The following is a 15,903-nucleotide window of genomic DNA, read 5'->3' as shown; positions in this document are numbered from 1 at the left end:
AGGTTGTTATTTCGATCCATTGGGATTTTATTCTTTAAAAAACATCTTGCCAAACTAAGCTTCAAAACGTATTTCTCTGTCTATGAGAGAAACCAAGTCTATTTTTACATTTGATGAACCAATTGAACGATTATGGTCTGCGGTCACCGTTTATGAAGTGTTAGTGCATTGGTTGGCAGATGAAGTGCGTGGTAGGCCAAAAGTAGGAGGGGAGTTTTCTTGGACTTGGAAACTTGGACTGGAAGGTAATTTCACTTCACATGGAACTTATATAAAAATAGAACCTTTTCGTGAACTTGTGATGGAGTGGAAAGACCATCCAGCAGGGAATGTATTTTTACAATTGATTTTCGAATCAATCTCACTAAACCAATCTAGCCTAACGATAGTTAACGGAGGATTTCCGGATAACGATTCATCAAATGTTTGGTTGGAAAGTGCAAAAGAAGCATGGGATGGACAAGCTGTCCTCTTAAAAGAATTTTTAAAACAGAATCCAGATATCAGCAAATTTATGAAAAAAACTTGATCTCTCGACCCTTTCTAAAATCCTGGTAAAAGTAAGGGTTGTTAAGGAGGGTTGGAAGATGGAATATCCTGAACTGGAATCTTATTTCCAGAAATTAACTGATATAACAGACCGTATCGCAATGATGAACAATCATTTTGATGCGACACCTGAGATCGACATACCACAGTTAGCTGAATTGTTTGAAGACATTCAATCAAAGGATTGGGAAAACACTGATAGAGAGTATTATGAACTCTTTACTAGTTATTTCACATTCCATGTGAAGACAGTGGAAGAAATCATCCAAGAAGCACGTGAAATCTTAAATCCAGAAAACAGAGAACACGTGAAAAAATTAGTAAGCCACGTTCGAAAGGCTGATGATTGGTTCCTAAGTCTCAAAAAGAAACGCAAACTTGCTCGTACACAAGTAGCATAATCACTTACTCCCTCATTCGAAAGTCTGAGGGAGGTATCTCAATTCGCTTTACATTTTAATCCGTTTCCTTTCTCCTTTCAGATATGCTCAAGGCACGGTTCCTTTTTTATCCAGTTTACCTTTTGATTTTTTTGTTTTTAGTGGATTCTATATTTAGGATTCCATACATCCAAACACTTGCCAAAATTGACTTAACAGCTGTTAATTATAAAGCTAAATCAGATTTTTTAGAAAAATTATTAAAAGAGAAACCTGGCGTAAACTCTCCTAAAACGAAAAAAATCATGCTGATTTTAGGATCTTCTCGTTTGTTGTATTTTGATTATGATGAGTTAGTATCTTTTTATCCAGATTGGGAAATTTACAATTTATCTTCGGCAGTCACAACTCCAGCCTATTATGATTTCCAACTCACAAAAATATTAGATGCAGGTATCAAACCTGACCTTGTGATCATGGAAACCGATCCAAACCAATTCAATCAAAACTCTGTTTTCAAAAGTTCGAATTTAACTTATAGTTTTGATTTGGGTTATGTTCTTTCTAATTTATCTTTGTTTGGAAAAGACCATGTTTCCTTTTATCTTGGTCGCAAACTTTTCGCAGTTGGAACTTATAAACCTTATCTAGACCAAATGTGGAAAAATTACAAAAATCCATATTTAGATAATGTTTTAGGAATGCACCAGTCAACGTATGATTATATAATTTCTCATAATGGAAACGGTTTGTCTCCTATTGATAATTACATGGAAAAAGATTCCAATGCACTCCTTTTAACAAGCCATCGAACACTTGATTGGTTATTTGCATCTTACCAAAGGAGTAATATGCAATTTGGGTTTTATGAAAAAATTCTCAACCGATTACAAGAGGAAAAAATCAAAGCAGTGATTATATGGCCTTTGTCATCTCCTGATTTTGAATCCTTGATGGAAAAAGAATCTCTTGTGAAAACATGGGAAACGGAAATTGATTCAATTACCAAAAATTATAACTATTCAATTTTAAAATTGAAACATGATCCTTCGTATAATTGTAATGCGTATGCTGATGGTGGACACGTCGCCAAAGATTGTTATAGAAGTTTAATGCGTTCTATTTTATTGGAATACTTTCGTAGGTATGAGCCAAATCGTTTGTAAATTCAATTCCACAAATTGGGATCATCCCATGATTAGTTGAATTTTCGATGACAGATTTAAGTGATCTAGGTTTGCCTGGATTTTGTATGGGAGTGTCATCCTTTCCTGGGATGTATTTAAGACTTGTATTTAATCCTTGAGGTGAGTCTGCCCAAAAAACAATTCCTTGCGAAATCCCTGTTAGTCTTCCATAGTTTTTCCGTGTATTCGGAGCTGAAAAAGTAGGGGTTGCAGAAGTATAGAAATTTGCAGCTCCTTGTTTGATCGTCGTTTTACTAGTTGTTGGTGTCACAGGGTTTGAGACAAGTCGATTCAAACTGGAAGAAAGAGGGTATTTGGTCAACACTCCAGACAAATCAACCGTTGTTGCCGCTTGTCCATCACTAGTTACTTGTTGGACAGATGATACATTCCCAATCCCAAAACTCTGTGCTGTGAGGACTGCAAACAATCTAAAAAACATATCTGAATTTGTATTGGTCAGTACGGTTGAATCATAATTTGCACTGGTTTTGAAAACATTCATAAGATTACCAGTGACATTGGCCCGAGTGCCGCCTACCCCAATCACCGTATTACGAAAAAATTGTTTCCTTTGTGTATCATTAGTTCCAGAACTATCATAAAGGTATCTCATAAATACATAAGCAAAGGAATATTGTTTTAGTACATCTGAACTACTGCTATTCCAATCTAATAATGAAACTCCATTGATTCCGTCATCACATCTAGAATCGTTAACACCTGAATAACAATCCAATCGACTTGTTTGAGGACCATACCCAGCAATATCACTTGCAACTTCACTTGTGCCTTCGTTGATCCACAATTCGTCTGATTGATTTGCTTCATACATTCTTGGGAATCTAAGTAAGTGTTGGAATTCGTGTGCGGCTGTAGATGCAAATGCATTTGGGTCTTTGGTATTTGCTGTGATCAGTTCTTTCCCATCTAAATACAAAACTTCTGCAAAATTTGATCTGACCCGGAGTAGGAAATTGTCTGGGAAATAATTGATAGGGTCAAAATATCCAGCAACATAGGCACTGTTAGTCGTTGCACCATCTTTGATATCCATAACCAATATTTTAACTTTTCCATCACCATCAACGTCACTCGGTGTTCCAAATGTTTCAATTAATCTAGGGTATGTGATGGTATCAAAATCTTTGGCAAATTGGACTAAGTTGAAGTTTAACGATAAGGATTTTTCTTTGTACACTTCAATGTAGGTGCCAGAACTGACAAGTTCGACGGGAACACAGACACTACTTTGTGTTCGTAAATCACGTGCCCATAAATCAGGTCCAGAAAAACAATTGGCTCCCAGTAAGGAATACGATCCGAGTAACAAAATGAGGTCGTCATTTTTCCCAATTTCAGAATTAAGCGGATTGCAATGTGAGAATGAATTGATTAAAAAGAAAAATGGGAGTAAGATTTTTTTTCGAAAATGCATCATAATGTAGCGATTTTAGTTTTCCTTACTCTCTCCATACTTTGGACGAATCCTTTTTATGGAAAGCCAATCGAAGGGTTGTATTTTTCAGACCGTCAAACAACTGAAAACGGATACTTACTTTTAGGGATAGAAATTTTTTCTGAAAAGGGAAAGTCTTTTTACAATGCCCAAGAACTTCGCTACAAAAAAACCTTCGGTTGGGAAGAAGTCTTGTTTGTAGGGAAAATGACGAAGGATGGCACCAATTGGATTTTAGTTCCAGAAGCTTGTCAGATTCGGGCCAAAACGGTTTGGGATGCCAAATTTGCCCTCTTACGCAGGTTTGATTGTGACCATTTGGTATTCCTCCTAAGTAAAAATGAAAAAGACCAGTGGGTGATTTCCGAATCCTTACTCGGAACCGAAAAAAATCTTCCCTTTCGTTTCCACTTGGACCACAGTGCAGGGAACCCTGTTGCCGTACAAATCCCAGACTCTCCTGAGGTTACGGAGGGGTTTTGGGGCTTCCATTTGAATGGTTTGGGGGGGAAGTCGCCCGCAAAAATTTGGAACCCTTCCAAGGGGAATTGGGAGCCTTTTTCGGGGTTCAAACGGAATCAGGAACTCCAATTCTACCAATGGAAACGATCCTTTTCTAATTGACCCAAACGTTCCTTCCAGGGACTTTCCTTTTACATTGAAAAAGATCAGAATTGGGGTGATAGCCGCAGCTGGAAAAGGCACAAGAGCCTACCCCCGCACTAGTTTTATTCCAAAACCCCTTTTTGTCATAGAAGGTAAATCCATCCTCCATCGGAACGTGGAGTTAATGGTCAAAACCTTTGGAATCGAAAAGGTGTATGTCCTTGTGGGACATCTCAAAGAACAGATTATCAGTGAATTAGAACAAATTCGATTGGCACTTCCCAAAGTTGTGATCGAACCTGTGGAATGGACAGAACGAGGACTTGCATCGGATGTGGCCAGTCTCGAAAAAACGATCCGAGAGCCATTTTTAACCATTCTGGGTGATGAGTTTTATTACCGAACTGACCATGAAAATTTTTTAAAAGTTTTGAAAAAACATCCAAAAATGGCTGCGTCCATCGGAGTTGTCAAAACTTCTCTTTTGTCTCGCATTCGTAAAAACTATTCCGTTGTTTTGTCAGAAGACAAAATTCTGAATTTGGTAGAGAAACCAGAAAATCCACCTAACGAACTATTGGGATTAGGAAGTTATTTTTTTACACCTGAATACTTTGAGTTTTTCAAAAAAACACCACCTTCCACAAAATCGGGTGTCATTGAGATAACAGATGTTATCGATAAAATGGCAAAAGAGTCAACGGGTGGAGTATTTGCAACCATGTTGAATTGTGAATACTTTAACATCAATTCAATGCAGGATTATTATCACGCTGTTTATGAAGTGCGAAATGATTTGTTTTCCAAGTTTAAAACAAGCCTTATCATCCCAACCAATAATCATGGACGTTCCATTACAGATGTAATTGTTGATTTTAAAGATAAATTTAATGAAATCATAGTCATTGACAATGAATCAACTGATGATACTCTTGCGCTTGCAAAAAAAGAAAAAGTAAAAACATACACATTCCCTGGTGATGGAGATCCTACACGATTAGGGGAACAAGTGAGAAGGGGAATTGAATATGCAACGGGAGATATTTTAGTAGTTGTATCACCCGATGGTTCTTTTCGTTCTAAAGATTATCCGAAGCTTCTTGAATATATGAAGGATTCGGATATGGTCATCGGTACAAGAACCACAAGGCAGATGATTGAACAAGGCTCAAATCTAAAACCGTTGTATCGTTTAGTGAATTTACTTATGGGAAAGCTGGTCGAAGTATTTTGGTGGGGACAAGAGCCTAGATTTACAGATGTCGACTGCCAATTTTTCTCTGTTTGGCGAGAATCTTATGACCGAGTCAGATCACAACTTGTTGTCGAAGATAGAAAATTTATTGTTGAGCTGATGATCGATATCGTTAGATCACATATGCGATGTATAGAAATTCCTGTGTCTTATTTTAAGCCAGTAGGCCAAATCGAATATCGTCTTCGAGATATGATTTCTGATTCATTCCAAATATTCAAATTGATATTATCAAAAAAGTTTTTCCTAGGAGAAAGTCGCGATGGCGAATAAAGTATTGGTTACAGGTGGATGCGGATTTTTAGGTTCGCATGTTTGTGAATTATTTCGTAAAGAAGGTTGGGATGTTGTCAGTTTTGATAACATGACAAAATATGAATTAAAAAGAACTGGTTACGGATCAGATGCGACAAGAGATTATAATTGGAACTATCTCAAATCACTTGGTGTCACAATGGTGAAAGGTGATATCCGTAATCTAGAACATTTGATGGATCGAAGTGCCGATTGTGATTATATCATTCACACTGCAGCACAACCAGCAATGACAATCTCCTGGGAAGACCCTGAGCTTGATTTTTCCACAAACGTTATCGGAACTTTTAATGTGATGGAAGCGGCGCGGAAACATAAAATTCCTGTAGTAAACACTTCTTCTATTCATGTTTACGGAAATTCAATTAACGATAGTTTAAAAGAAGATAAAACCTCTTACGTTCGTGAACCAGTTGAAATCCCAGTTACTCACCCAACGATGGTTGGTCAAATATCTCCTCTCCATGCATCAAAGATGAGTGCAGAACATTATGTTCGCTCATATACTGATATGTATGGAGTAAAAGCCGCAAGTTTTCGTTTCACTGGAATTTACGGTGAACGTCAGTTTGGTGGCGAGGATCATGGTTGGGTTGCTAACTTTGCAATTCGTTCCGTATTTGGATTACCACTCAGAATTTTTGGAACTGGTAAACAAACACGAGACATCTTACATGCTGAAGACGGTGCAAAGTCGTATCTTGAATTTTTCAAAAATCCAATCCCTGGTGTATACAATATCGGGGGAGCAAGCCCACATAAAATTTCCTTATTAGAATGTATTACCTTAATAGGAGAAATTCTTGGGAAAAAACAGGAAATCCTTTTTGAAGTGGAACGACCTGGTGATATGCGTTATTTCATTTGTGATATTTCAGAAGCAAAAAAGTTTGGATTCAATCCTAAAATTCTGCCGAAAGAAGGGGTCACTCGTCTTTTGAAGTGGATTGAAGCAAACAAAGACGTATTCAACATCGCTGGCAAATAAAATGACTAACAAAACATTAGTGATTATTCCTGCTTATAATGAAGCCGCGACTATCGAAGAGGTGGTTCGCGGTGCCATCGTTTATGCTGATGTATCTGTCACTGATGATGCTAGTAAAGATGAAACTCCGGCTATTTTAAAGAAACTCCAAAAAGAATTTGGAACACGACTCAATGTAATTCGACATGAAAAAAATACTCATATACCCCAAGGGATTCAGGATGGTATGAAGTATGCTGTCGAAAAAAAATATGATTGGGTCGTTACAATGGATGCTGGTTTATCACATGATGCTGCCTATTTAAAAGACTTTATCCAATTCCCAAATTGTGATTTGGTGATTGGATCCCGGACTTCGACAGTCAATGTACCTCTGTATCGAAAATTCATTTCATGGTTAGCAGCTAAAGTAATGAATTATTGTTTATCAAATGGAGTTCTAAATTTATTCGGGAACAATCTTCGTGATTGCACAAGTGGGTATAGACGATATTCAAAGCAGATGTTTGAAAAAATTGCATCATATCCATTAGAGTCGGTTGCATTTGATTTTCATATGGAAGCTTTATCGATCGTTTCCAAAAATAACGGAAGTATAAAAGAACTCCCAATCAAATATGTTTTTTCGAACAGTAGTTTTAACCGTAAGGTACTAAAACTTGCGATCCAATTTGCAAAAAAACTTTTATTAAGAAAATGGAAACTAACTCCCGAGTACCCTTAAATCAAAACTCACTCGGAATGAAATGGAAGGTATTTTTATCCACCATTGCGCTGTTATGTGCAATATTTCTTTTTGACCGCATATTCTTTTTTGATTTGTTTTTCCTATTTCCGAATGAAACTGAGTGGGATTCCTCTCCTTGGTACAACTTTATTTACAAAACAAAAGAATTACAATCATCCAAAGACAAACATAGAACCATCGTAACAGGTAGTTCCGTAGCCCTGTATTCGGTATTACCTGACGAACTGAATAAAAAAGAAAAACGAATTACAAAGTATTCCTTTTTTTCGCATGTAGCAATGGCTCCAACGGATCTTTATTACTACAAAGAAAACTTACTTTCAACAAATCCTAGTTTGGTGGTATACCTACATAATTTTGCAGATTTACAATGGGAGTATATGGCAAAGAATGGAGAGTCCTTTTCATTCGATGAAAAAACATGGATCAAAGAGTTTTCGTCTCGTTATCCAACAAAAACCATTTACCCTACAGCATATCTAAAAGATTATTGGAATGAGATAGATCGTAAATCATTTTCGAAACTAGCAACAAAAGCATTATTTTACGTAAGTCGTTACCGAATTTTCTTCTGGGATCCGATTGTAGTTTTTATTGATAATCATTTTCGAAGTGGTAGGAAATACCATTTATACCAAGGAGTCCTTCCAAAAGAAGGAATTTGGTCAAAAGGTTGGACAAAAAAAACTGCAACGATAGAGTGTAAGGTACAAAAAGACACTGAATCTATTTTTGTTCAAAATAAAAATACAAAACTCCAATTTCTTTTTTTTGATAATGAGAATACATTTGTTAATAATTCACCAATTCATACACAAATCATTAACATTCAAAAATCAGGATGGTTAGACATCCATTGGAAAGAATTAAATCCTTCCAATTTACCTTGGAGTATCGTAAAGATTCAAATTCTTTCACAACTCCCAACTGCAAAAGAAGTCAACCTAATTCGTTATGGCAGGGATGAAGAAGTTGGGATTCGGTTAGCACATTTTTTTTGTCATGGTATCCAAACTGAAAATCGTTCTTATTCAAGGGCAAGTTATTGGGATGATACTCGATTTGTTCAAATGTCAGTGGACGAGTTCCAAAAGGAATATTTTGAACGAATGATTAAGGATGCTGGAAACCGAAAAGAATTGTGGAGATTACATGTTGTCCGTGAAGCAAAAAAAAATGTAAACTCTGTCGAATTCAAACCTTGGTCTGAATACAATCGGATCTTAGAAATTTCCGAATTTTTTTATCAAAATCAGATTCCATTTGTTATCGTCTTATCTCCTGAAAATCCAATTGAATTTGCTTTTTATAAAAATTCAAAATGGAGAAAAGAGTGGATCTCTCACTTAAAGGACCAGCTAACAAAACGTGGACAAACAGTCATTGATCATACAGAAGCGATTTCTGATGTTCGTTATTTTTTTGACCCCCACCATCTAACTTATGAGGGTGCAAAATTTTATAATTCAATTTTTGAATCTTCCGTTGACCCAATCATCAGTAAAGAGAATTAACCTTTCCCCAGGAGAATCCAAATGGTTTTGAAAAAACTTAATCCTATTTTTGATTACTTGAACACAAAACAGTGGTTAACCATTGGTTTATTTATAATTTTATGGGGGATATCAACTCTTTCCTATTGGAAAAAATACCAATGGAATCCAAGTTCGATGGTTAATTTTGGTCATGAATTTGCCTTACAAAATGATTCGGAAACTCCAGAAAATGCCATTTTATTCAAAGGGGAAACCGGCGATTTGGGTGCAGGTTATGATGGTCAGATTTTTTACTATTTTTCCAGGCCACTTGCAAATTTGAATTTAGATTGGCCAAAAGGATTTGATGAATCTTACCGTGCCCCTCGCATCGGTTATCCTTTGTTAATCGCCATCTTTGGTATTTTTGGTAAAAGTTTTGCTATTTTTGGGATGTATTTTTGGAATATTTCTCTTATCATAGTTTCTTATTTTTTCCTTAGAAAACTATTAAATGAAGAAACAAAACCATATGCGGTTTTGTATTTACTGAGTCCATTTGCACTTGGTAGTTATTACGTACTTGTGAGTGATTCCGTAATGGTTTCCATACTCATCATTGCCTATTATTTTTATGTGAATGAAAAATGGATTCAATTTGTACTTTTGTCGAGTTTAGCAATATTAACCAAAGAACCTGCTTTATTCCTTCTATTCCCACTTGGGTTACTTTCTTTAGTGCGAATGGATTGGAAACGAGTTATCGTTGTAGGATCAGTTCTTGTCATTCCTGTTTGTTGGCATCTCTATTTATCGTATAAGTTTCCAAATTGGAGACCTGGCCGCCTTACGGATTTTATATTGCCATTCGAAGGATTAATTTCTTATTCAGAATCGATTTGGAGGCAATTGGCATCCGGTGGAAGTATTAAAGAATTAGCCCGATTGTTATCTCGATTTCCACTTGTGATTCTCTTCTTTTTAGGAGTTTTCCTCCCATTTACGGGTAAAATACAAAAAGGTTGGGAGTTTCGAATTTCCTTTCTTCTTGTGATGTTTATGGTTGGTACGGCAGGGTATTACCATTTTTGGTCTGTTTATGAAAACGTATCAAGAATGTTTACCTTATCGATACCAATTTTACTCCTTTTGATGAATGAGGATCGGCAAATTAGAAAACAGGAATATATTTTGATAACATTACTAATTCTAGTTTTTTTTCTATTAAAAGTATTGTTCATATCGAAACAAATGAATTTCCAAGTTGGATTTTAAAAATTGGAATCAGATGGAATTTGAAAACTTTTTTTAGCTTCTTCATTCAATGAACTGATTTCATCTTTTTTGAAAATCAGTTCAGAACCATCATTCATCGTAAATCTTATATAAGGTGACTCATTTTGATTCACTATGGTACGTAAGTCTTCTAATGATGAAATCTCCTGGCCGTTTACAGATTTGAGTACCAGTTGATGGGACATATGATACGCTTTATTTCCTGAGAGAGGGACAACCTGTGATAAAAAAATCACTTTCCCTTCTTTGGCATTTCTTTTGATTCGATAAAAATCATTTAAGTATAATAATTCTTTGCTAACTCGATTTCTCCATTGGTTCCCATGTTCTGTTAAATAATGTTCTGAAAGTTCTTGGAATATAATTCCAGCTAACATTAAATACTTTGGCATCTGAGATCTGGTATTACCATGTGGGATTCGAATTGCAGATTCGTTTAATGGTTTGGATTCTAATTCTATAGTAATTGGTTTTTTATTTCGAAACACTTTGACTTTTATTTTTTTATCAAAAGCAGAATCCGATTCATTTGTATTATGAAACAAATAGGACATGTTTAATTTCCCAAATTTTGGATGATCAAAGTAACCTTTTGGATCTATTTTATAATTTGATACTTCTAATATCACATCTTCTAGTTTTAAATTTCCATCTGCAGATGATCCAGGGTAAATTTCGGCAACGAGTACACCTAAATCGTCTTTACGTAGACCATAGTCATTCCGAGAGGCACTATCCACTAAAGGTTTGAATCGAAATCCTTTAAACGGAAATGATTTGCCATCGATGAAGTGTTTGATCGAAAAAGAAGGTATCATTTTACCCATTCCATTTTCTTTGAATTGGTATAAAATACCTTGTGGGATACGGGAAGTAACATCTAAAACAAGTTCGCCAATCCCATCTAATTTTTCTTCGGATTGGATTTCTATGTATGGGTATTCCGCATAACCACTCGCATAGGAATCGATATCCATTCTGATCATTCTAAGTTTTTTCTCTTCTAAATTTCTTTGGTCCTTACTCTCCATCACTGTGCCATTACCAGGTAAAAAAACTTCACTTTGAAAGATAACAGCTTTTAAATCTTTTTGAAAGGATGAATCATTTAACTTAAGTATGGCGAGTCCTAAATCTGCATCTATACGTTCTACTTCAGCTGTATAAACTTTCAGGGTATCGGGTTTTTTCACTTCTATATTGGAATAAAAATAGATCGCTTGTGCAGGTACAAGAATCCTATTTTCACCGATATAAATTCCTGTGGACTGCCGGATTTCTGGATTTTTAAATCTCCAAGGTTGGATATAATTAGGGTACAATACAGTGACCTTGATTTGTAAAATCGAAGGATCTTGGTTCCCCACTGGCACTGGTTTACTTTTGAGTGAGACGGAAAAACAAATTGAGAGAATCAAAAATGAGAGGATTGGTGATAAAAATTTCATTCATTTACCTTTGATATGGTTAGTTCGTTTGATTTGTTCGTCTGCTTTTTCGGATTCATCTCGGTCTAAAATCATCGGAACTTGGATTCCATAAAAGTATATTTTGTAGGTTTTATCTTTTGAAGTTTGGATTAGGCTCTTAAAATGATTGAGATTTCGCACCTTCGTACCGTTAAATGATTCGACAACCATATTGAGATAAAAGTCGGAATGTGAGTTTGTGGGGTGGGGTAATTTACGATATAATACAATATCTTCAGTCTCACCATCTAATAAATTCGAACCTTCATAAAATCGATACACAAGTAAACTACCTCCTTGTGTTTGTCCAATTTTACTCCAAGATTCCAATAGATCTCTATTGACAGATTGGAATACAAGACCTCCCAAAAGCAAATAAGGATAATCTGCTCCATACCTTGACCTTTGGTTTTCCATCTGTGGCATTTTTTTAGCAGGAAAACTCACTCGTATTTTTTTCTTCTTTCGAATGAGATCAAACTGGATTTCTTCTCCAGCAAATTTGTTATCAATGACTTCTAAAAAATCGATTGAGTTTGTTTCTTTTAAATTTCCATTCCTTCCGATTTTGCGACCATCAATTGCTGTTAAATAATCTCCAGGTTGAAGGTATCCATCTGCAGAACCTTGTTTATACACTCGGGTGACAAATACACCTTCTTCTCCACTTGGAATTTCGTAAAAGTTTCGATGTGATTCGGAGAATGAATTTTGTGTTTGGATTCCAAGTTCCACATAACCGTCGTATTCTCCATCTTCTATGTCCTTTAGAAAATGTTGGATGACATTTGTAGGAATGATATAACCGATATTTTCACCTTTGGTTGATGCTTGGAAAGCAACACCTACTACTTTCCCATTTTGAAATGCAGGCCCACCTGAATTCCCAGGATTGATTGCTGCATCAACTTGCACGACTAAATGGCTATCAATTTGAGAATGTGCATAACTAGACTGTTCAATACGAGAAACGATCCCTCTGCTGACAGAAATTTTGCTGCCTCCAATAGGATATCCAATTATATCCACAGGGCTTGCGAGTTCAGGGAGACCACCTAACTCTAATTCTATACTATCTGAGTAAAAGTTTTGATCTGGCACTTCTAAGATTGCCAAATCACAATCATGTGCAATATAAAGAACCTTTACCTCATACCATTCTGTTTGGTTGTTTCTCTGGGTTTCAATGAATTTTGCATTTGAAACAACATGAGCATTGGTAAGAATCCTGTTCTTTGATATGATAAATCCAGAACCTGTGGATGCAGAAATGCCAGAAGACATCCAAGGTGAATATGGATCTTTTGCTTGTGAAAATACGCGGATTTGGACTACAGATTTCCTCAATTCGTCAATGGATTGGCTGTTGGATTCGGCACCTATACTGAAAGAGAATAAAGTGAGAAAAAATAAAATAGTACTCGCAAAGGGAAGTGGGGAAGTTAAAATTTTTTTCTGATTCTGCATGAGTTTTTTTGAATCCATTTTATTCGGATCGGTAGCCTTCTTTTCACTGATCACGGGCATCGTTTCCTTTAGAAAGAACCCTCGCACGGGAATGAAAACAAGTTTTTCAATCCTTGCTGGATTTTTCTGTGTTGGTAATTTGACAATCTTACTTGATTCTTTGTTTTTAAAAAACCAAATCCTAAACCACCCTCATGTCATTTCGACTTTTCTTGTGTTTTTATCATTTGTTCTGATTTTCTTTGGATTACATTTTCCTACTTTTTTCCGTAACTTCCCAAAACTTCTCATCATTTCTTCTTTTGTCTTTGGTATGGGGATCATGTTACTGTTGGTTGATTTGGGAATACTCAACGATGTATATCCAGAGGCTAGTTTAATTTTATTGAAATATTACTATAACGCTTATTATATAGTGACATTCATTGTGTTTTCTTACTTGGTCATTGCAAAACTGCGTTTTAATTTCCCAGCGATTCAAACTTTCATGGAATATATTTATTATGCAGCATTTTGTACTTGTTTTACATTCTTAATCATTTGTAATTTCCCATTACTCATCCCAATCTCTACTTCCTATTTTCTGCATTTTTTCTTATTTTTGAATTTATTGTTTTTATTCTGTTTTACCGTATTTTTATTCCATTATTCCTTTACGAAGGATTACCTAACTCATCCTTTTTCCTTTTTATTTGAAAGATCAAAACAAATCTTTGAGGAACAAATCCCTGCAAATAGGTCCAATTTAAGGTTAGTGAAAGAAAAACTTTGGAATTTATATGAGAAACAAAACTGGCGCAAAACTATGGATAGTTTTTGGTTCCAAATTTTAGTAGATGAAACTTTGGACAATGCTCTTGAACACGGCGGGAAAAGAGAAGAGGATATCATTACAGTTCATGTGTTTGAGTCTACAAAGTACATTGATGTCTACGTGATAGATAGTGGAAAAGGATTTAACCCAAGGTCAATCCCGAGTCCAATTGAATCTGATCGAAAATTGGTAACGGGTGGGCGTGGAATTCATATACTTAAAAAACTATTTTTAGTAAGATGGAATTTTTTAGGTAATGAAGTGAATATCAGAGTGGATAAAACAAAAAGTTCCGATTGGAAAACAAACGTTTAGTCGAAACTTTTTGTTATGAATAAAAAACTAGGTTTAGTGTCCTTCAAACTCACAAATAGAATAAACATCGATACCGTATGTATCTTTGATCCTTTTTGCGCCACCTAAATCAGGTAAGTTGATGATGGTGGAACATTCATGCACTTGCCCTTTTAAATTTTGGATAAGTTTTATGGATGCTTCCAAGGTACCACCAGTCGCGATTAAATCGTCCATGATGAGAACTTTGTCTCCCGGTACAATGGCATCAGTATGGATTTCCACATGGTCAACACCATATTCTAGAGCATAGGATTCGGAAATGGTATTCCCAGGGAGTTTTCCTTTTTTTCGAATCGGAACAAACCCAACCCCTAGTTGGAAAGCGAGTGCTGCACCTGGAATAAATCCTCTTGCATCAATCGCTGCAATTTTATTTAATTTTGCATTTTGGTATCGTTCTACAAACATCCCAATGGTCAGTTGGAAACCCTCTGGGTCGATGAGAAGGGAAGTGATGTCTCGAAACAAAATCCCTGGTTTTGGGTAATCAGGAATGGTTCGAATCTTAGATTTAACAATGGACATATAAGGATGAAACCAAAGATGTCAAGGGTCTTGCAATAAAAAAAGGCCGGCAATTGCCGACCTTTCGAATTGTTTTTAAACTTTTGGTATCGATTATCTCATTTGTTTGAGAGCAAGGATTCGATCTTCCAATGCCGGGTGAGTGGCAAAAAGAGATAAGAATCCTCCTTTCTTAGAAGAAATTTTAAAGGAAGCGATTGCTTCTCCTCTTGGGTCTTCTGGCATCTCCACCATTTGTCTAAGGGATTCAAGAGCAGAAATCATCGACTCTCTTCCCGCAAGTTTAGCACCACCTGCATCTGCTCGGAATTCTCTTTGTCGAGAGAAATAAGCAACTGCCATTGATCCTAAAATTGAGAAAACAATATCAAGAGCGATGGTCACAACAATTCTTACAATGTGTGCCATTTCCTCTTTCACTGCATTGGCAGCTACATAAGCAATGATACGAGAGATGAACATAGCAAAAGAGTTCACAACACCTTGGATGAGAGTTAAGGTGACCATATCTCCGTTTGCTACGTGAGACAATTCATGTGCAAGCACACCTTCTAACTCTTGTGTGTTCATTCGATTGAGTAGTCCAGTGGAAACGGCAACAAGGGCACTTGATTTACTAGGTCCAGTAGCGAAAGCATTCACTTCTGGAGATTCGTAAATTCCCACTTCTGGCATAGGAAGGTGGGCACGTTGTGCTAAAGATTGCACTCGACGATACACATCCATTTCATGAGCAGAAGCTTGTTTTGGGTCGATGACTTTGACACCCATCGTCCATTTCGCCATCATCTTCGAAAGTAAGAGCGAAATAAAAGACCCCGCCATACCCCACATTAAACAGAATACAATGAGTTGTGTTAGATCCAAACCATAGGCTCGGATGCTAAATCCCATCGATCCCAAAAGGGTAGTCACGATGGAGATTGTTGTCATAATCAAAATATTGGTTAACAGGAAAAAACCGATTCGTTTGATCCAAGTCATAGGAAATTGTTCTCCTTACGGTTCTTAAT

At 36.3% G+C, this 15,903-nt stretch carries 15 protein-coding genes; 10 read left to right on the top strand and 5 right to left on the bottom strand.

Annotation, left to right across the window (positions count from 1 at the left end; translation table 11 throughout):
- The first annotated feature begins 82 nt into the window (after positions 1-82).
- From DI076_RS17400 to DI076_RS17390, 3 genes are all read left to right on the top strand, one after another.
- The gene (locus tag DI076_RS17400) at positions 83-529 is read left to right on the top strand and encodes an SRPBCC family protein (protein WP_108961126.1); all 447 of its coding nucleotides are present in this window, start codon (positions 83-85) and stop codon (positions 527-529) included.
- A 58-nt stretch (positions 530-587) separates the two neighbouring features.
- On the top strand, positions 588-950 hold the full coding sequence (locus DI076_RS17395; protein WP_108961125.1) for a PLU-1-like domain protein: 363 nt from the start codon (positions 588-590) through the stop codon (positions 948-950).
- 122 nt (positions 951-1,072) lie between these two features.
- A complete protein-coding gene (locus DI076_RS17390; protein WP_245918551.1) occupies positions 1,073-2,095 on the top strand; it encodes a DUF1574 domain-containing protein in 1,023 nt (340 codons plus the stop codon).
- Here DI076_RS17390 and DI076_RS17385 read toward each other — a convergent pair.
- Positions 2,049-3,557, bottom strand: coding sequence for a peptidase MA family protein (locus DI076_RS17385; RefSeq protein WP_174705097.1), 1,509 nt, complete (start codon positions 3,555-3,557; stop codon positions 2,049-2,051). The genes DI076_RS17390 and DI076_RS17385 overlap by 47 nt on opposite strands.
- Here DI076_RS17385 and DI076_RS17380 point away from each other — a divergent pair.
- From DI076_RS17380 to DI076_RS17355, 6 genes are read left to right on the top strand one after another with little or no spacing between them, the layout of a single operon-like run.
- Positions 3,549-4,199, top strand: a complete 651-nt coding sequence (locus DI076_RS17380) for a hypothetical protein (RefSeq protein WP_245918549.1) — start codon at positions 3,549-3,551, stop codon at positions 4,197-4,199. The two genes, DI076_RS17385 and DI076_RS17380, sit on opposite strands and share 9 nt — an antisense overlap.
- A 34-nt stretch (positions 4,200-4,233) precedes the next feature.
- On the top strand, positions 4,234-5,709 hold the full coding sequence (locus DI076_RS17375; protein WP_108961123.1) for a sugar phosphate nucleotidyltransferase: 1,476 nt from the start codon (positions 4,234-4,236) through the stop codon (positions 5,707-5,709).
- Positions 5,699-6,739, top strand: a complete 1,041-nt coding sequence (locus DI076_RS17370) for an NAD-dependent epimerase/dehydratase family protein (protein ID WP_100715920.1) — start codon at positions 5,699-5,701, stop codon at positions 6,737-6,739. The genes DI076_RS17375 and DI076_RS17370 overlap by 11 nt, the downstream gene beginning before the upstream one ends.
- 1 nt (position 6,740) lies before the next feature.
- The gene (locus tag DI076_RS17365) at positions 6,741-7,463 is read left to right on the top strand and encodes a glycosyltransferase family 2 protein (RefSeq protein WP_108961122.1); all 723 of its coding nucleotides are present in this window, start codon (positions 6,741-6,743) and stop codon (positions 7,461-7,463) included.
- Positions 7,436-9,001 carry an LB_356 family protein gene (locus tag DI076_RS17360; RefSeq protein WP_245918548.1) on the top strand — a complete coding sequence of 522 codons (1,566 nt, stop codon included), beginning with the start codon at positions 7,436-7,438 and terminating at the stop codon, positions 8,999-9,001. Before DI076_RS17365 ends, DI076_RS17360 begins: the two co-directional genes overlap by 28 nt.
- 21 nt (positions 9,002-9,022) lie before the next feature.
- Positions 9,023-10,237 carry an AZOBR_p60025 family cell surface glycopolymer formation protein gene (locus DI076_RS17355; protein WP_108961121.1) on the top strand — a complete coding sequence of 405 codons (1,215 nt, stop codon included), beginning with the start codon at positions 9,023-9,025 and terminating at the stop codon, positions 10,235-10,237.
- On the opposite strand, the gene DI076_RS17350 is transcribed toward DI076_RS17355, so the two are convergent.
- Together DI076_RS17350 and DI076_RS17345 are read right to left on the bottom strand one after the other, a co-directional pair.
- Positions 10,234-11,706, bottom strand: coding sequence for a PDZ domain-containing protein (locus tag DI076_RS17350; RefSeq protein ID WP_108961120.1), 1,473 nt, complete (start codon positions 11,704-11,706; stop codon positions 10,234-10,236). The genes DI076_RS17355 and DI076_RS17350 overlap by 4 nt on opposite strands.
- Positions 11,707-13,254, bottom strand: coding sequence for a S1C family serine protease (locus DI076_RS17345; protein ID WP_108961119.1), 1,548 nt, complete (start codon positions 13,252-13,254; stop codon positions 11,707-11,709).
- A 31-nt stretch (positions 13,255-13,285) separates the two neighbouring features.
- Between DI076_RS17345 and DI076_RS17340 the strand changes: the two genes are divergently transcribed.
- Entirely contained in the window at positions 13,286-14,323 is a 1,038-nt protein-coding gene (locus DI076_RS17340; RefSeq protein WP_108961275.1) for an ATP-binding protein, read from the top strand.
- 33 nt (positions 14,324-14,356) lie between these two features.
- On the opposite strand, the gene DI076_RS17335 is transcribed toward DI076_RS17340, so the two are convergent.
- Positions 14,357-14,890, bottom strand: a complete 534-nt coding sequence (locus DI076_RS17335; RefSeq protein WP_100715915.1) for an adenine phosphoribosyltransferase — start codon at positions 14,888-14,890, stop codon at positions 14,357-14,359.
- Positions 14,891-14,983: 93 nt separating this feature from the next.
- On the bottom strand, positions 14,984-15,874 hold the full coding sequence (gene htpX / locus DI076_RS17330; protein ID WP_108961118.1) for a protease HtpX: 891 nt from the start codon (positions 15,872-15,874) through the stop codon (positions 14,984-14,986).
- Positions 15,875-15,903: the final 29 nt, after the last annotated feature.

The sequence above is a fragment of the Leptospira ellinghausenii genome, assembly GCF_003114815.1.
Classification (GTDB): Bacteria; Spirochaetota; Leptospiria; order Leptospirales; family Leptospiraceae; genus Leptospira_A; species Leptospira_A ellinghausenii.
Note: the sequence above shows the minus strand (reverse complement) of the source record. Positions and strands in the feature narration are given on the sequence as shown.